The organism is Methanosarcina sp. UBA411 (assembly GCF_002495725.1).
Taxonomy (GTDB): Archaea; Halobacteriota; Methanosarcinia; order Methanosarcinales; family Methanosarcinaceae; genus Methanosarcina.
Map to the genome: position 1 here is coordinate 159,387 of NZ_DAGK01000012.1, position 18,133 is coordinate 177,519.

At 39.9% G+C, this 18,133-nt stretch carries 18 protein-coding genes; 2 read left to right on the top strand and 16 right to left on the bottom strand.

The features are described from left to right. Positions 1–46: 46 nt before the first annotated feature. From BP861_RS04495 to BP861_RS04570, 16 genes are all read right to left on the bottom strand, one after another. A complete protein-coding gene (locus BP861_RS04495) occupies positions 47–496 on the bottom strand; it encodes a thioesterase family protein (protein WP_349680994.1) in 450 nt (149 codons plus the stop codon). An 83-nt stretch (positions 497–579) separates the two neighbouring features. Beyond that, a complete protein-coding gene (locus tag BP861_RS04500) occupies positions 580–1,158 on the bottom strand; it encodes a helix-turn-helix domain-containing protein (RefSeq protein WP_292372977.1) in 579 nt (192 codons plus the stop codon). 340 nt (positions 1,159–1,498) lie between these two features. Then, positions 1,499–2,596: an NADH:flavin oxidoreductase gene (locus BP861_RS04505; RefSeq protein WP_292372979.1), complete on the bottom strand. Its 1,098-nt coding sequence runs from the start codon at positions 2,594–2,596 to the stop codon at positions 1,499–1,501. 115 nt (positions 2,597–2,711) lie between these two features. Then, a complete protein-coding gene (locus tag BP861_RS04510; RefSeq protein WP_292372981.1) occupies positions 2,712–3,545 on the bottom strand; it encodes a hypothetical protein in 834 nt (277 codons plus the stop codon). Between the two features lie 200 nt (positions 3,546–3,745). After that, the gene (msrA, locus tag BP861_RS04515; RefSeq protein WP_292372983.1) at positions 3,746–4,276 is read right to left on the bottom strand and encodes a peptide-methionine (S)-S-oxide reductase MsrA; all 531 of its coding nucleotides are present in this window, start codon (positions 4,274–4,276) and stop codon (positions 3,746–3,748) included. 32 nt (positions 4,277–4,308) lie between these two features. Beyond that, positions 4,309–4,893 carry a YbhB/YbcL family Raf kinase inhibitor-like protein gene (locus BP861_RS04520; protein ID WP_292372985.1) on the bottom strand — a complete coding sequence of 195 codons (585 nt, stop codon included), beginning with the start codon at positions 4,891–4,893 and terminating at the stop codon, positions 4,309–4,311. Positions 4,894–5,050: 157 nt separating this feature from the next. Then, a complete protein-coding gene (locus tag BP861_RS04525; protein WP_292372987.1) occupies positions 5,051–5,212 on the bottom strand; it encodes a hypothetical protein in 162 nt (53 codons plus the stop codon). Then, positions 5,199–5,405 carry a hypothetical protein gene (locus BP861_RS04530; RefSeq protein WP_292372988.1) on the bottom strand — a complete coding sequence of 69 codons (207 nt, stop codon included), beginning with the start codon at positions 5,403–5,405 and terminating at the stop codon, positions 5,199–5,201. The genes BP861_RS04525 and BP861_RS04530 overlap by 14 nt, the downstream gene beginning before the upstream one ends. Before the next feature lie 400 nt (positions 5,406–5,805). Continuing rightward, positions 5,806–6,684, bottom strand: coding sequence for a DUF362 domain-containing protein (locus BP861_RS04535; protein ID WP_292372990.1), 879 nt, complete (start codon positions 6,682–6,684; stop codon positions 5,806–5,808). Positions 6,685–6,900: 216 nt separating this feature from the next. Further along, the gene (locus BP861_RS04540) at positions 6,901–8,100 is read right to left on the bottom strand and encodes a potassium channel family protein (protein WP_292372993.1); all 1,200 of its coding nucleotides are present in this window, start codon (positions 8,098–8,100) and stop codon (positions 6,901–6,903) included. A 203-nt stretch (positions 8,101–8,303) separates the two neighbouring features. Next, positions 8,304–8,882 (bottom strand): magnesium transporter, encoded by a 579-nt coding sequence (locus BP861_RS04545; protein WP_292372995.1) that lies wholly within the window; start codon positions 8,880–8,882, stop codon positions 8,304–8,306. Next, positions 8,879–9,505, bottom strand: coding sequence for a magnesium transporter (locus BP861_RS04550; protein ID WP_292372996.1), 627 nt, complete (start codon positions 9,503–9,505; stop codon positions 8,879–8,881). Before BP861_RS04550 ends, BP861_RS04545 begins: the two co-directional genes overlap by 4 nt. A gap of 1,357 nt (positions 9,506–10,862) precedes the next feature. Further along, on the bottom strand, positions 10,863–11,033 hold the full coding sequence (locus BP861_RS04555; RefSeq protein WP_292372998.1) for a DUF3006 domain-containing protein: 171 nt from the start codon (positions 11,031–11,033) through the stop codon (positions 10,863–10,865). A 71-nt stretch (positions 11,034–11,104) separates the two neighbouring features. Then, positions 11,105–12,253, bottom strand: a complete 1,149-nt coding sequence (locus BP861_RS04560; RefSeq protein ID WP_292372999.1) for a hypothetical protein — start codon at positions 12,251–12,253, stop codon at positions 11,105–11,107. A gap of 496 nt (positions 12,254–12,749) precedes the next feature. Continuing rightward, entirely contained in the window at positions 12,750–13,499 is a 750-nt protein-coding gene (locus BP861_RS04565; protein WP_292373000.1) for a hypothetical protein, read from the bottom strand. Between the two features lie 319 nt (positions 13,500–13,818). Next, positions 13,819–14,247 (bottom strand): hypothetical protein, encoded by a 429-nt coding sequence (locus tag BP861_RS04570; RefSeq protein ID WP_292373002.1) that lies wholly within the window; start codon positions 14,245–14,247, stop codon positions 13,819–13,821. A gap of 800 nt (positions 14,248–15,047) precedes the next feature. Here BP861_RS04570 and BP861_RS04575 point away from each other — a divergent pair. Together BP861_RS04575 and BP861_RS04580 are read left to right on the top strand one after the other, a co-directional pair. After that, positions 15,048–16,913, top strand: a complete 1,866-nt coding sequence (locus BP861_RS04575) for a DNA topoisomerase VI subunit B (protein WP_292373003.1) — start codon at positions 15,048–15,050, stop codon at positions 16,911–16,913. Between the two features lies 1 nt (position 16,914). Beyond that, positions 16,915–18,024: a DNA topoisomerase IV subunit A gene (locus BP861_RS04580; RefSeq protein ID WP_292373005.1), complete on the top strand. Its 1,110-nt coding sequence runs from the start codon at positions 16,915–16,917 to the stop codon at positions 18,022–18,024. Positions 18,025–18,133: the final 109 nt, after the last annotated feature.

The following is an 18,133-nucleotide window of genomic DNA, read 5'->3' on the forward strand; positions in this document are numbered from 1 at the left end:
GGTTTGCGGGCGGTCAGTCAAGTACATTCAAATAGAGCAAGGGGAATCAATCCGTATCCGTTTTAGCATTATCCATCACAGGAAGCATATGCTCTGTCAGAATTTTGCGGATTGAATCAGGAAGAGGCATTGCTTTCTGGAGCTTGAAATCGTAATAAACCAGCACTGCCTGGCCCTTTACCTTGAGTTCGCCTTCCTGCCACGCCTCGTGTCCGACAGTAAAGGAGCTGTTTCCTATCTTTGCAATAAAAGTTCTTATTTCCACATCAGACCTGAAATACATCTGGCGTAGAAAATCAAACTCAGTCCTGACAAGAATCAGATGCCATACATCAGGGCTAAGATCAAGGTCCGGTGAAAAAAGCCGGAATATAGAGTTTCTTCCAATTTCGAACCAGACAGGGAGGACAGTATTATTCACATGCCCAAGCCCATCTATGTCCCCAAAGCGCGGACTAACGATTGTACTGAACATTTTTGATTCCTTAACTCTCAAGTACTTGTATTTAATTTCTTAAATCTGGAGTTTTCAGCCAGTTAAAATTAAGTTCTTACTTTCTCCTCTACCTGACTGCGACTTTACAGAGGAGCATAGACTACAGCTAGAATTTTTGCGTCCTCTTTTCCTGCTGCATGGACGTCATGCGGGATAATAGAGTCGTAGTAAATGCTGTCTCCAGCATTTAGCCGATGAGTATCCTTTCCGTAAAAGATTTCGATTTCCCCGGACAAGACATAAATGAACTCCTCTCCTTCGTGAGAAGAGAGCTGGTGGCTTTCCTCGGGGGAAGGATGAATATCAATAATGAAAGGCTCCATGTTGCGGTCTGCTTTGTCCGAGGCAAGGGAATAAAACTCAAGAGCACTCTTCTTGGGCCTCTCAGTCTTCCCCGAAAAACGGACTACGTTCTCTGACAGTCCTGCCCTGACAATAACAGGTCCGCTCTGAGGCATATCGTCCAGAAAAGTACCGAGACGTACGCCTAAAGCCCGGGCAATTTTTAAGAGAGGTGTTAAGGACGGAACCAGGGCTCCGTTTTCTAGCTGCTGGATTAATTCCTCGCTGCTCTGACTGGCTTCAGCCAGCTCTTCAACAGTCATTTCCCTAGCTTCTCTAAGCTGGCGTATTTTACTACCGACACGGTTCTCTTCTGACATTATTACTTTCCTCACAAATGTTTTAAGGTAGCGGACTCCGTAAAAAATAAACCGGAATCCGATTGATAGCCTTGAAGGCTTATCTCTTTTGCATCAATCTATTATAAAAATTATACGTTAAAGTTTGAGTTTAAATATTCCATGAAATCCAAATGTAAAGTAGGACAGTAAAACAGGTAGGGGAGATACAGTACTACAGGCAGATACAGCCCGGTGAGATATAGTAGAGCTTAAATGGCAAAGGAAAAAGAAAATTCAGGATTTTACTCAAACCTAAAGTTGAATCCAATCCTTTACTCAAAACTAAAATTTATCTGATAACTAAAATTTATCCGATTCTTTACTCAAACTGGAAATTGCAATTTATGCCCTCAGGATCAAAACAGAGATTACAGGAGACACATCTTGCTTTTTTAACCTCTCCGGATTTGAATTTCAAGACAATGTCAGGTTCGCTAATAAAGACCCTGCTCATAGAAATCATATCTGCAAACCCGTTTTCAAGCAGATCATTAATAACTGAAAGCGACCTGATACCGCCTACAAGAATTACTGGAATACTTACTGCATTTTTTATTGCTTTAGAACAATCTCTGAAATACGCTTCTTTGGCAGGACTGTTGATTGCGGTCCTTATAGTTACCCCACCTGCCTCACCTATTCCTCCGCTAACTTCAATTGCACATACTCCAGCCTTTTCCAGAAGCTTTGCAATTTCTACCGCCTGCGAAATATCAAGTCCTTTTTCAGCTTTTGAACAACCAGGCTGGAAGCCATCGGTTGAATTTAGTTTGACCAGAACGGGAAAAGAGTTTCCTGTTTCTTCTTTTATGCGCCTGACAATTTCCGTGACTATTCTTGTCCGGTTTTCTATTGAGCCTCCCCAGCGGTCGGTCCGCCTGTTAGTATAGGGAGAAATGAAATTACTTAAAAGGAAGCCATGGGCACAGTGAAGCTGCACACCGTCAAAACCTGCCTTTTGTGCTCGAATAGCCGCCTTTGTAAAAGCTTCAATTATTTCCTGAATTTCCTGTTCGGTCATTTCCCTCGGTACAACTGCCGAATGACTGTCTTTTACTTCCGAAGGAGCCATAGGAACCGGATATTCGTCCGAAATGTTCGCCTGCCGCCCTCCGTGCACGATCTGGAGCACGATTTTGCTTTTGTATCTGTGCACCCTTTCAGTTATCTTCCTGTAGGGTTCAATAAAACGATCATCATAAATGCCCTGCTGGTAGATATCACTCTGCCCGCCCGGAAGAACATAGGAATAGCCGGTTATAATCAGCCCGACATCGTTTTTTGCAAGCTCTTCATAAAGGTCTCCAAGCCGGGAAGTGGGCGTTCCGTCTTCCTCAGCCAGAAATTCGTGAGTTGCGGACCTTACAAAGCGGTTCTGGAGTTCCAGGTTGCAGACAGTTATAGGGTCAAAAATCATGAAGAAAAATAGGATCAGGAAGGTAAATAATTATCCAGGATTCCTGGATGAAGGAAATCTTGCGTTAGGCATAAAATTCTTTTCGACTGCGACAAGAAAGGAGAAAAGAATTTAATCAGGCAATTTCACTTGTGAAATCAATAGGATTATCCGGATCGTCACGGATATTAAGATGTAGTTTTGTTGAACCACCTAAATTACCGGCGTAACCTGCCTGTACTCTCTGTTCAAAAGTAAATTTATTGTCCAGAATAATTTCATACTTATATTGTCCCAACTCGGCATTTATTTTCGGCGAAGAGATCGTATCTCCGGGGTTAATTGTATATTTTTCTTTGAATACGGACTTATTATTAAAATCAAAAATCTCAATAGACACTCCATGCTTTTTGGAATCACTATTTCTGAGGGAAAATTGTAGAGGATCAATTCCCATTTTTTCCAGCCTTTCCTTTTCTTTTTCCCAATCTTGCATAAATATAACGTGAACTATTTTTCCGTTATATCTTTTATCAGTATGGGCAATATTGTATGTAACATTCCATGGCTCCCCGGGTTCAACAGACCCATATAAATATTCTCCGTCTATATACAAGTCAGCTTTTCCCTGTTTACTTCCGATAATATGTCCTGTATAATAATAGTAGTACCCGTTTTCACCACTTTTTCTTGAAACATCCTGTATTCTAATCTTAAAATTTTCCCCCATTAATTTAAGAGTCACATTTCCTTTATCTGCATCCTTCCTGAGTCTATCAGTGTTTATGACTACTGCTTCAAAGCCATCCCAATCTTCCGAAACCTCAAAGAAATTGCTGTTATTAACCTCTATTTTTTGAATTATATCGTTATCGTCCTGGATGTCTTCGTTACTGGAACCAGAATAAACAGAAAAAACGGCAATCCCCACTAAAATTAACATTGCAGCGGCTAGAATTTTAAAATGCATAACATTGCCTCAAAAATTAATAAGTTAATATCTGTATTAGGTAGAACGTTTATCAAATTATCCAACAAAATTAAAAGAGCTAGAAAAACAGAAAATATGCTATAAAGTAATAGGAGCACCAGTTAAGCGCTGTTCCGCTAAAGGGCTTTTTAAAGATTACTTTATCAATTTAAATTCTTATAAGGTTTTGTCTTTAGGAATTATTTCTTCAAGCTTCTGAGAACATTCTGCAGAAAGCCCTTCTTTTCAAAATACTGCTGGTGATATTCCTCAGCCATATAAAACTCGGAAACCGGCACAATCTCGGTCACTATGGGGTTTTTGAAAGCCCCTGATTTTTCAAGTTTTTCTTTTGAAGATAACGCAGCAGCTTTTTGCTTCTCGTCATGGTAAAAGATAACTGAACGGTATTGTTTTCCGACATCAAAACCCTGTCTATCCTTTGTAGTGGGATCATGAATTTTCCAGAAGACATCAAGTAAGGTTTCATAAGACACCACTTTTGGGTCGAAGATCACCCGAACTGCTTCGGCATGCCCGGTATCAAGAGTACAGACCTGCTCGTATGTAGGGCGTTCAAAATGCCCGCCGCTGAAGCCAACGGCAGTTGCAACCACACCTTTAACTTGGCGGAAAGCTTCTTCAATGCCCCAGAAGCAACCTGCAGCAAAGGTTGCTTTTTCCAGGTTGCCCCCAGGATTTTCGAAGAAATCTGGATTCGTTTCAGACATTCGATTTTCCTCCACTCTCCACATCTCAAAAATTATTTCTTACTGTATTTTCCCATCAACTCCCCTTCGGCAATAATATGTCCTATCATTCCCTTTTCAAGGTCTTTTCGTCCTGCCCCTGCTTTAAGATCGAGCTGCCTGTCCAGAGCATAGACCCGGAAGAAGTATCTGTGTGTGCCCGAGGGAGGACATGGCCCACCGTATCCTATCTTTTTGAAATCGTTCATTCCCTCGACCCCGGGTATACTGTCTTCTTCTATTTTCGCTACAGGCTCTATGTTCCAGACAATCCAGTGAGTAAAAGTTTTCATTGGAGCGTCAGGGTCGTCTACAATTAGCACTAAACTTTCGGCCTCTTCAGGAATCCCTTCGAATTCCAGAGGCGGGTTTACATTCGTTCCGTTACATGTATACTTTACTGGAATACTGCCGTTTGCTGCAAATGCGTTGCTAAAAACCTTTATATTCTGAATATTCATGTTTTCATCCCCTTTGCCGGCTTCGGGAGATTCGTTACTTACAGGTGTCCCTGTATTCTCCTTTTCAAAACATCCCGAAATCAAAAGTATTCCTGCAAGTAAGAATATCAAAACAACTCCACCGGCCTGTCTGTTCATGTACAGCACCACCTCGTGACAGCAGGAAAACTGCCCAACAATATAATATTAAAGTTAAAGAGATATAACCTTAAGGCCTTGGTTATGGTATGTACTAAAATTAATCCTAAAAGACTGAGCCTTATAACGCACTTAGAGATTTGACTTAAGGTTTAACTCAGATACATTTACCCCCAACTGGATATCCGGCAGGCAACAGACAAACTCCTTCGCTAACCTGTTTGCCTGCCGAAACATTAGAAGAAAAGGCCCTTACAGCCGTTTTCAGAAGCCTCAGACTGAAATCCTGAAAGAAAAAAGCAAGTTCAGTCTTCCACATCAAAGGATTGGATAATATCGTGGACTGTAAGTTCTCCTTTAGCCACGCGCTGAACAAGCGGATAGATAAATGAACAATCATCGATTGCAGCCCAGCGTGCTTCTCCTACCCGTCTTACAACTTCGTCCATTATGTCGCCACATGTCTTGCAGTACCTTCCTTCACTCTCTGCTCCACAGCTTTCACATTTCATTGAAAACCCCTCATAATCCTATGGGAAAGTCGACAATAAATAAATTATGGTGGTATGTGAGCATATTTTCACAGTATTGAAAAAGGGAATATAAAAAGGGAATATAAAAAGGGAATATAAAAAGGAGATATTAGAAAATCCAATGAAATCAAGTTGCTCCAAGTTTCCGTAAGATAGCTATAAAATTGCCAGGTCCTGTTAACTTTATATATTAGGACTTTTTACTGAAAAATCCATTTGTGAGGATTTTCTATCCGAGAATTTTCTTATTTTGATAACATCTACATAAGGTTTTTCAAATCGAAGAAGTGAAAGTTTTTAAATTAGAAAGCCAGAAAATCAGGCTTCCTGAGATCTATTATTCAGATTTTTCTGCCTTTAAAAGCTTTCCAGAGTGCCTTCAAGCAAGATTGGCGAGAATTTCTCCAATTTCGTCTATCCTTAAGCTTTTTACAGTTATTTCTTCCTTTCCACGTATCCCCAATCCAAGTTCTACCGCTCTTTTGATCTGAGGCTGGGCCCAAACCGAATGTTCCTGGATTTTCGGAACCGTGCCAAGAGTTTTCAGTAGAGCAAGGCCTACAGTATCGTTTGCTACCACATCCGAGCTTGCCAGTACAATGCCAGGCTCTCTCAAGGTTCCAAGGTCAGGACCTCCGGTCACAAAGCATTTTGTAGCGTCCGATATATAAAAATCAGGTCTGTAAACAAGATTTGACTCGGCAATCATATTTCCGAAAAGCACATCCTTGTGCTGGCCGTGAGGAAGCTGTCTTCTATCCCGGCCTGCGGTTATGCTGATCTGCGATTTTAAACCCATGGTAAAGGTTGCAGTCCAATGAGTCTTAATTACAGGAAGCGCGATTACGTAGTCTACCGAAGACAGAAATTCTGGAACATAAAATCCTTCAGGCCAGGAGGAAGCGCCATCGGGTTTCATATGAGAGCGTTTCATATGGTCAAAGATAAGAATTTCATCCACTCCTTCGGCTTCAGCAGCCTGCCAGAGTCCAAGCTTCCTGAGCACCATTTCAGTATCCAGCGTGGTCATCGACTTCTCAGCAACGATAATTTTTTCCGGATTGCATTTTCTTGCTTCCTGTATAGCCCCCTTCAGGATCTCAGGATTTGTCGAGCCAGGAGGCAGATCTGCAGTATTTGCATTCGGCCGGATCAGTACAGTAGACCCTTCTTTGATCCCAAGCCCTCCTGCAAGCTCTACTGCCAATCTTACGGATTCCAGAGTGTCTTTATTTCTTGAAAGCCCAATAACTACCATACTCAAAACTCCCACATAATAGTATGTAGATAAATATATAAAAGTCAGGAAGCTCGTGAGTTTCAAAAAAAGTAATAAAATAAAAAACTATAAAATTGAAGAATTATAAAAGGTATAAAATTATTTGGAAATATTCATTCCAAATTATACTTCCCATAAATAAGTTTATACCAGCCCCTTAGAATAAGTTTCTTCAGGAAATTGTACATAAAGGGATTACTGGTTCAACTTACACTCACACATCTCTATAAGCGCTCCTTCTCCGATCCTTGAGCCACGTGCAATAAGCATATCTCCTGCCTGAACAACTGTATTGCCTTTCGGAGCATAGACCCAACGATCAGCCCTTTTGATTGCCATCACGTGCAGCCCGGTTTCAGTTTCAAGCTTCAATTCAAAGAAAGTTTTTCCGACTATAGGGGAGCATTTCTCAACCTGGAGTCTGGTTATAACCTCTTCGGAATTCCTGACTGCGAGGGTGATAATGGGGTGAAGTTCAATATCCCTGAGCACGGTATCTGCAATTCCATAGGCAGCATCGGAGATAGCTTCAGAGGCACTTGCAAGGTGTAAGATTCCCCTGAGCATATTCACATCCTCAACGTGCTTTGCTGTTTCAAGCACCCAGTGCTGAAGTTCATATTTCATCGAATCCATTTCTGACTCTAGGGCACTAACCTCATACGCAATATCCTCGTTGTCAAAAAGGATAGCAGAATATGCAAGCCCTACAGAAAGTTCGGACATGTTCTTCATATCAACGATGATATCCACAGCATGTTCAAGGTCTTTTAAAAGTTTATTGTGCTCGATTTCCCTTGGTACGAATTTCCTTGTCGTTACCATCTCGAAAAACGGTGTGACTCCCTCATCATGCCCTCTGGCGATCAAAACATCTCCCTGCCGGAGGCGAGTTTCCCTGTCAGGATCATAAATCCAGTCCTCATTTCTCCGGATAGCAATAATCCACATACCAGTCTCGATATCAAGTTCGAGGTCACCAAGCGTGCGTCCTGCCATTGAAGATTCTGCGGCGACTGTTGCCCTGACTATGGTCTCTTCCGCTTCCCTGAGAGCGACTTTAAGCTCCATCGGGATTCCCATATTCATAAGAACTATTTTGGCAATGTCGCCTGCGGCGTTAGCGATGTTTTCCGAACACGCAGCAACCTGTAAAACTCCGAGGAGGCCTTCAGCCTCGTCAACCCTGCGTGTGCTTAACATCGCGGCCATCTTAATGTGGTAATCGAGAGTATCCATCTTGTCTTCAAGATTGAGTACCTCTTCTGCAACATCCTCATCGTCATAGATCATTGCAGAATATGCAAGGTCTACCATGAGTTCGGAAGTGTCCTTCATCTCAGTCAAAAGATCCTTGAGGTTCTTTGGACTGTATCTGAATTCTTTAGGGAACATGGTCTCTAGATCAACTCTACCTTATGCTGGTGTGTATGAGTATATACTTCATAGTAATTATTAATTTTTGAATTATTCGAGTTTTAACAGCCTAGCTGGAATATTATAAATTGAATAATATAGAACTAATTTTTGATTAAATGTTATTTATAACATATAAATGATCTTTTATAAATTATAAAATATGGGTTGTAAAATAGGAGTTATAGAATCTCCAACAGGTACAGAGCTATGAAAATTCCTGTAACCCCAACGAGGTCTCCAAGGCTTGCTATGAAAGGAATTACCGTATCATCTGGATCCATCCCTAGCCTGTGGGAAACAAAGGCAATGGCAACTGTTGCAGAATATACAACAAAAAGTTCTATGATGACGGCAATGACACTAATTTCCAGAAGAGTGAGAAAAGGCATCCCGAATCCTAGGAAACTGCTTGCCAGAAAGACCAGTATACTGACCGAAATTGACGAAACAAATCCTACGATTGAAGCCGCAATTACGCTGTTGTGTACGACTGGGTTACTCCGGAGATTATCTCCAAGCCCCATATGGAAAGCTGACGAAAGCCTGGCTCCAAGCATGCTACCGGTATCCCCTCCGATTTTGATAAGAGAAGGGATAAGAATCAGTATCGCTGGCATAGATATAAGACTTTCTTCTTTTGAGTTCAGAAGCTGCCCTACAAGAATTCCCATAACACATGTGATTATAAGTACAGGTAGCCCGCGCTGAATGATACCACTGATTGTGTAGTAAGGAGTCTGATGCCCTGTTTTCCTCAAAGCATCACCACCAGTTTTGCCGAGAGGAAAAGCATGAGCATAGATACAATATCACCGATCGTTGCAATCGAAGGCGTGACAACATTATCAGGATCAAAACCAAATCTGAACATTCCTACAGCCAGCAAAGCTGCAACAAATGAGAGAATTACCCCGGATGTAAAGGCTGAAATCACGCAGATAAGTGTAAGTTCAAAGATTCCAGCACTTTCAAAGCCTAGAGCCAGAGTTACATAATGCCCGAGGATTCCGAGAATAAAAGCGGTGATTACACTCAGAATAAGGGAACCGGAGATGTTATTCATGAGTTCGGGATTATGCCTGTCTAGATCTGTAATCAGTCCTAGATGAATTGCACTGCCAAGCCTTGAACCAAGGGTAGACGAAATATTTCCCCTGAGCCCGAGCACACCGGGGTAGATTACAAGCAATCCCGGGATCATTCCAAGTTCATTTGTCATACCCGAAAGTATAATCCCTGCAACTACCCCTCCAACAGTAGCAATAAGTTCAAAAGGCAGCGCCTCACGTACTATTGACGAAACACTCGCGTACTCGCTCAGGTATTTATCAATATACTGGGACTCGAAAAGATCTTCATCCCTGTGAGACTCTGATGGCATGCGCTTGTATTATACACTGATAATATTAAAATAATCGCTAACCTTAGAAATACAAAAAAGAAAATCTGTTAAAAAAATATTTATTGAGGAGTACTAAACTAGAGAAGGAATAAGTCGAAGAGTAGATAACCCCAAGAGGTAATCAGTCTTTGGATTCCCGGAAAAAAAGATAAATAACTTCCACCGTTACCTGATATAGATATCCATGATAATATCTGTCACAAAATAATTATACAAGTTCAAAATAATTATAATTTTAATTTATTGATTTTTTCATTGCGACAAATGCCGACATATGCGACAAAAGTGCTCTTAAATTGATTAAGAAATTTCAATCGTTTTTCTTGAAGCAAACATCAGCCTCGGGTACTGTCTTATTACTTACTGAAGATTTCTACAATTCATGGTCATTAGGTCATTACTAGAAATGCTGTTTTCATGCCTTCAATCAATAGAAGGAGAACCTGCGTTAAAATAGTATATACTTATTGCCTCGTCATGTACCCAACACAAGAACTTCTTTTAAATAATCAAGAAAATATCCAAACTTCAGGATTCATCCTTAATGCCCTGATTAATCAGAACCTTAACAGTCTCTTTTTATATTCGATAGGGTCTTTTATATTCAATACGTTAGCTCCTATATCTGTGAGTTGCTCCTAAAATCCCATATTATCTGCAAATAAAAGTAACTTTAGAGAGGTAGTTGTTTCTGAGAACAATGCAAAATACTATTTTCTTCAGTCCTATCGGACAATGAACTACTCTTTAATCATCAGATAAAATCCTTGGGCTCGTTGAAGCACTATATACAGGCATACCCTTGTTATAAAATTAGAACATTATAAGTAAAATTGCCATTACGAGATTTTCACCATGTGTAGGAGAAGATTGTGCATGATACTAAGGTGGTTGTTATGCAATCACAGGAGTTCCAGAAGCTATCTACCTGTCATATTCAGTATAATACGAAGCTTAGTAAGCATAAGGCACTAAGACTTGCTGGTAGTGAATTTGAATTAACGATACTTTCAATGACCCCCCATTAAAAGTCAATTTTTTTTGCAAAATGTGATCCAGGTTGATTCACGCAAAATTAGCAGTTCTTTCAAAGTTTGCAAATTTTTTATATATTCTCACGGAGTCCAATCCATGTAAAAGGTCAGATACAAAACTCGTTTACAAATCCGGTTGTTTTCTCAAGCTACAAGGCTTTTTAAAATAGAGACAAATAAGACTTCTTTGTAATGATTTTGCTTGCTCTTATTTTTGCAGGACTTATTGTGACATGTAGTACATGATGTCAAAAGAATCTACAGATTTTAAAGAGTTTATATGAGTTTATATTAATACTTTATCAGTCTCGATTCTTATTCTTAAGCTTCTCAAGCAAGCTCGATACTCTTTCTTTAGCATCCTCTGTCTCTTGGATATCTCTGACAATAGTAATATCCAGAATATCTCCTTCCTTGCTTTTTGCAGGCAATAAAAAGAAAGGAATATTGATCCTCACAGATTCTTTTTTCATTATATCCTTAAGTTGATGTTAATATCTCTGCAAGCTTGTAAGCTCTAACTTATGTGAATTCAAATCCGGTATTACTTTTTCCTGAGCTTCCATCCTCCATAAAGACAGGTCAAGCTGCCTAATAATCCAAAGCCTGGAGTAGACTTAATTTTACTCGGTTTGTCCTCATTATTAAATTCAGAATCATTGATGTTTGTATTGTTAAGTTCTGTGGTATTTTTTTCAGATGACGAGAAATTGATTTCTTCGATTCCCATATCTTCATTTTCCAGTTCTTCCATAGGTTGATAGTATCCACCCTCTTCAAAAACAACCGGAATATCAATCACATTTCGTTTTCTTGCTTCCTCATCAATTATTTGGTAAATCTCCTTAACTAGAGTAGCTTTTTCTTCTGAAGGTAAACCCTCATAAACAACTACTTCCAATCTGGTAAGTTCTATTCCGTACATTACTATCTGGTTTCTGTCAAAATAAGGTGAAATTTTTCCCTCTGTACCATTTTTAATTGAAAACAGTTTGTTGCCCCAGCTTTCCAGATCTTTTTTGTTTTTTAATAGAGGAATTTTTCCATAGTATGCAATCTGTCCATCTCCCCATAGTTTTTCAGGTTTTTCCTTCATATATTCTTCAATAGCCTGTATCTCCGATTCAGAAAGGTTTTCGGTACTTTCACTATAAGTATGGTAAATGCCCTGTTCTTTGTCAAGCGGGATTTCTGCTTGATAAATACCATACCCAAACTCTACAGGAATATCCTGTATACCCATCTCTTTTGCGGAACTATCTATCAGAGAGTAAAGCTCATTCATTAACGACTCATCAACATTACCATACTTGAACAAAATAACAAGGTATCCCTTGGCATTAATTCCGCAGGTCATTACTTCTCCATAAGGATACATGTATTTGGAGGCAAGAGTGTCTTTTATTTTATTACTAAGTTCCTCAAGGGTTGAGTTCCAGCTTTCTTTTTGTCCTTCGGTTTCCAGAACAGGGAGCTTGCCATACCTAGTAATTACAGTATTCCCGTATGAATTAAGCCCAAAAAAATAATTATAATAACTATAATCTACATTACTAATCTCGTTACTCAAGTTATCACCCGGCTGAGCCGACTTGTTATCAGTTGAATTTATTCCGAAAGCTGTGCCTGTAATACAACAAAAAACAACAAAAAATTCTAATGAAAACATGAGGATAGACTTTAGTCTTGTCATAATACCACTATAAAGTATATTTTACATTAATCACAAAAAAATAAAAGGCTGTATAATAGCCTTCTTAAACTGTAATAATAGTTACGTTAAAACTTGAAATAAAAGACACTGTCATGCGTCTTCGGTTAAGTGAAGAATCGTGATAAATTGACTCCATTCTCACAACAGTCATTAAAATTTATAACATGTTGTGGGCTAGAACAAGGTATCGATTTCGTGTAAATAAGCCAAAATTTGAGGCAGGCTTCTGGTGCAAAATCGATAGCTTTCAGGCGAGAAAATTCCTTAACCGATGACCAATGAACAATAATGTAACTATGCGTTTCTCATATTTTTTGCTGTTGAATGCGTATCTCATCAAATCTAATAAAAGACGAGGAGCTTAGCTCTTCAAATCTATGCAATGCTTCGGTACATCAGATTTCTGTACTTCATGTTCCATACACAGAAGATAATGGATTACCATTCACCAATTGATCTGGTAAATTCAAATTCATTACTTTTTCCTTAGCCTCCACCCTCCATACAGGCAGGTCAAGCTTCCCAATAATCCAAAGCTTGGAATAGAGTTATTTTTACTCGATTCACTTTCATTATTAGAGTCAGAATCGTGATTATTTGAATTATTTGGTTCCACAATGTTTTCTTCAGACGCCGAAGAATTCGCTGTTTTTGAGTCTAATTCCGAATATTCAATCTCTAACGGTATTGGATTATCTTCATACACGAACACTACAGGTACTTCCTTAATCCCCATCTCACCTGCTTTTAAATCAAAAATCTGATAGACTTCGTCCATAAAAGATTTATCGACTATAATGCTCTTGTTAATGCCTACTTGAATTACACCATCAATGGTTATACCATACCCTGTAACAGAACCATTTGGATAAAAATACTTCGATATTTCCTGGTCAAAGTTAACATTAACTTTATCCACTACCTTGCTAAGGATGTCAATCCATTGGTCTCTCTCTTCCGAATTTGCAAAAGAGGGCATACTCCCATATGCAGCAATAAAACTCGGTTCTTTTTTCAGTTTTTCAAAAGTACCAGAACCAAAGGTAAGTGGTAAACGTTGTGTATTGTTATTAACATTCTCGGAATTGTTGTTTGAGTTTTCCGTAACACCATCTCCATTTTGAGAACAAGAGCCTAAACTGCAGTTCCATAAAATGTTTACCAACATGACAAATAGTATAATATTGGATATTCTCAAGTTCATGTAAATCATCATTCCCAGCATTTCTTGCAGCTTACTTTCTGTCGATCTACCAAAAATACTGCTGTTCTCTTAAGAGCAACATAAAAATTAAATTTAAAAATTAAAAATATGTTTGTATGGTTTAGTTTTGAATAATACCATATTTCAACGTACTCAAACAATAATGCATTAGTGTTGAAGTATGCACCATACAAAACAAATTATTAAATGTATATTTACTGAGTGAGAGGGTATACCCCTAAATCATTATGGATTCCAGAGACTGGCGAAAATGTTCCGTAAGTACCTGTTGAATCTTTTCCCCAAAAAATTCCCACAATCTTAGCACTGTTAGGAGTAGCTAAACGAGAGTACACAGGGCTCTATCTCCATAATCACAATTCAAGTGTGCAATACACTGATTATCCAAAGTTCTTCCGACACCGGAATCGTACCTGGTTGATCCAATCGCAGTAACGTATCCACCTGTTTCTCCCGTTGTTATTCCTGACTTATAAACTAGGTCTCCTAGGTCGGGATCATTCTGATATGAAACTACGTTTAATGTATGATCAGTATCATACTCATAAATTACTGCTCTAACGCTGGAATTTACAACCCATGAGGCGTCTGCATGATTGCTGCTAAGTTTAGATACACTCTCAATATAATCTGACGAAGAAGCAGAGGGTTGATATACTTGACTCCCAATAAATGGCGCAGCATGCTCAGAAACAACGAAATCTTTAGTTCCATCGCTAGTTTTTGCTGCGAAACCAAGAGTTGACATTGCAGCATGACCATTACCATCTGAGACTATTCGTATGCCTCCAATCGAGGGAATTAAGGATGCTTACCATGTTTTTGGGGAATATGATTTTGTAATTTATAGAGGTTGAAGACCTGAACACCCTTAACGACGTGGTAGATAGGATAAGGGAAAGCGAAACCGTAAAAACCACCAAGACAATTGTCGGAGCAGAACTTTAAGTTTTTAGACTTTAAAACCACAGCCCAATGTGGTCGGGATAAAACTGAAGTAATTCTACATTTTTTAGCAGGTTTTGGCTTTTTATCTTAACTTTTTCATGAAATAAGAACTGATATAAGGTCCGTTTAAAACTTTATGTAAACCTGTTTAAAACAATTAACAGCACATAAAAAATTCCAAGACATAAATATATAATAAGTCGTAAAAATATTTTTCAGACGATAAAGATATTTTTTTATATTTAAAAACTATTTTCTTCTGTTAGATAGGTGCTTTTTAAATTTTAAAACTATTTTATGCTCTAAAAGTTACTGTGGAAGGATGTTGTGGAATTGTAAAGTCTACTATCTAAGGAAGTAGAGATGCATAAAAATCTACAGAAAGCATTTTATTGTTGTTAATAATGAAACGCTGAAACAGTAAAACACTAGACAGTAAAATGTTAAAACAGTAAAGTACTAGAAAAGTAAAATACTTAAAAAGTAAAACGTTAACAATTACATTGCATATAAGGCAGAAACTCCTGCTTTGGATATTTGTAAAAGAATATTTAAAGCAATATAAAGTTACATTGATTTTTCAACCTGAGGTAAATTTTCATGGAATTCACCATTGCAGAAGAACTTGCCAAAAATCAAAAGTCAATAAGTGTTGCAGAATTTTTTGAAAAAAACAGGCAGATCCTAGGTTTTGATTCGGCTCCCCGAAGCCTTATAACAACCGTAAAAGAAGCTGTTGACAATGCTCTGGACGCTTGCGAAGAAGCAGGAATTCTGCCTGATATTCTTGTCCAGATCGAAAGAACCGGACAGGATTACGTAACTGTTATTATAGAAGATAACGGGCCCGGAATTATAAAAGAGCAGATTCCCAAAGTTTTTGCAAAGCTTCTCTATGGTTCCAGATTCCATGCCCTCAAGCAAAGCCGGGGGCAGCAGGGAATAGGAATTTCCGCAGCTGTACTTTATTCCCAGATGACTGCTGGAAGGCAGACTAAAATCCTTTCCAAAACCGGTCCTGGTCAACCTGCCCATTATTACGAGCTTATGATCAATACCAGTACGAATGAGCCTGACATCCTGAAAGACGAGATAAGGGACTGGTTCCGCCCACACGGAACTCAAATCGAGCTGGAAATGAAAGCTTCCTACGTAAAAGGTAGAAGGCAGTCCATTTATGAATACCTCAAGGCTACGGCAATTGTAAATCCCCACGCAAGAATTACCCTTATAGAACCTGACGGCAATGAGGAGGTTTTTGAAAGAGCTACGGATAAAATGCCTAAGCCAGCTGAAGAAATTCTACCTCATCCAGAAGGTATAGAACTTGGCACTCTTATGAAGATGCTTCATTACACTGAGCGCCAGAAACTTGCCCCGTTCCTTCGTTACTCTTTTTGCAAAATAGGCCTATTAACTGCCGAGGAAATCTGCAAAGCTTCAGGGCTTGATCCCGAAATCGACCCAAAGACCCTGGGCCGCCATGAAGCAAGAAAGCTAATAGAGGCTTTTGAAAAGGTAAAGATCATGGCTCCTCCTACGGACTGTCTTTCTCCTATAGGAGAAGAGCTGATTTACAGGGGACTTGAAAAAGAAACAAATGTGGACTTTATTGCTACAAGCACCCGAAAACCCGCAGTATATTCCGGAAATCCTTTTGTAGTGGAAGTGGGGCTTGCCTATGGGGGAAACCTTCCGAAAGAAGAAAAAATCAGCATAATGCGTTTCGCTAACCGTGTGCCTTTGCTTTACCAGCAGGGAGGCTGCGTGACTACACATGCCGTAGAAGACGTCAAATGGAAACAGTATGGCTTAAACCAGCCAGGAGGAGGAATTCCTGTAGGTCCTGTTATTCTTCTTATCCACGTTGCTTCTATTAACGTACCTTTTACTTCAGAATCAAAAGATGCTATTGCTGACATTCCTGTAATCAAGGAGGAGATTGACCTCGCGATCAAAGATGTTGCACGAAAACTCAAGCACTACCTGAGCAAGCAGAGCAACCTTAAGAAGCGTCGGGAAAAAGAAATCATCATTACAAAAGTACTTCCTAAAATGGCTGTAAAGGTTGCGAATATCCTGGAAAAAGATGTTCCTGACATCAATCCTGTTGTTGCGAGGATTATGGGAAACCTGCTTGTACACAGGAAAGTGAAGAAGAACGAGGACGGAACTGCGGACATTGCAATAAAGGTTAAGAATTTCGGAACCTCTTCCTATGCTTTCAGAGTTCATGAGATGCTGCCCTGGAAAATCAGTGGGGCAAAGCCCGAACCAAAGGTTGTGACTCTGGGCAATGATTACGATTATATATGGGATATCTCCGCAGCAGTTGGGTCTTCAAAGGTGCTCAGTTATAGGATAGAGTATGTAACCGACAGCGAACTTGGGAAGTTTCCGGACCTTGTTGTGGAAGGGCTTGAAGAAGAGCTTGTAACCGGGGCAAAAGCTTTTAAGGGGGCATAAAATGGCCAACGAAATTGATAGTAAAATAACTCCAGGAGCTATCCTGGCAAAGGAAAAGCTGTTTGAGATTATAGAAAGGATTTACAGCCAGTTCGAAAATGAAGTTGTCCCAAGCGTTAGCCTTCCAAGCCGGACAAAGGCAAACATAGAATACTCTGATGAGAGCGATGTCTGGGTCTATGGAGACCGGGAAAGCGAAAGGAGCGCAAAAACCGTAAAAGGAGCATTCCAGCTCCTGAAAACTACGTACGCAACCGAATTCCTTATAAACGAGCATCTGGCCCATAATCGTGGCTCAACTCTTCGAGAACTTTACTATATATCAGAAGGCTGGGAAGCTGCAAAATTTAAAGAGCAGGCTGAGAGCGATCGCCTGATAGAAGACCTTGAACTCTTAACTAATCTTCAGAGAGAGTATTTCCACATGCGCCCTGAAGAAGACGGAGCTACGATGTTCGGGCCTATTGAAATTACAGAGCAGACAAAGCGTGGAGATCGGATTATCCACTGTCAGAAGGATGTGGGGGAAGGAGGATATCAGATTCCCTTCAATGTGGAAAACATTGATTTCAAAACCCATGACGCAAGCATGATCATTGCCATAGAAACCGGCGGTATGTATGCACGTTTGATGGAAAATGGGTTTGATGAAGCTTATAACGCAATCCTTGTCCACCTTAAAGGCCAGCCTGCACGGTCAACCCGCCGAATAATCAAGCGCATGAACGAGGAATTAGGTATTCCTGTAGCTGTTTTTACGGACGGTGACCCATGGTCCTACAGAATCTATGCATCGGTTGCCTATGGGGCTATAAAAAGTGCCCATCTGTCCGAATTCATGGCAACTCCTGGAGCCAAATTCCTTGGCCTCCAGCCTTCGGACATAGTCGAATACGAACTCTCTACCGACAAGCTTACAGAACAGGATATAAACGCACTGCGTAGCGAACTTTCCGACCCACGTTTCGAATCAGACTATTGGAAAGAACAAATCAAGCTCCAGCTTGACATAGGGAAAAAGGCCGAACAGCAGGCTTTTGCAGGCAAAGGCCTTGATTTCGTAACCGAGGTTTATCTTCCAAACCGACTGAAAGAACTGGGTATGCTGTAATGGCAGAGTTCCGTCACCCGAGTCCTGTCACCCGAGTCCCGTCTCGGGAGGACGGCCCGGATTTCACATTGGGATCACAGAAAATCTCCTATTTTCTGGGAGTTACGGT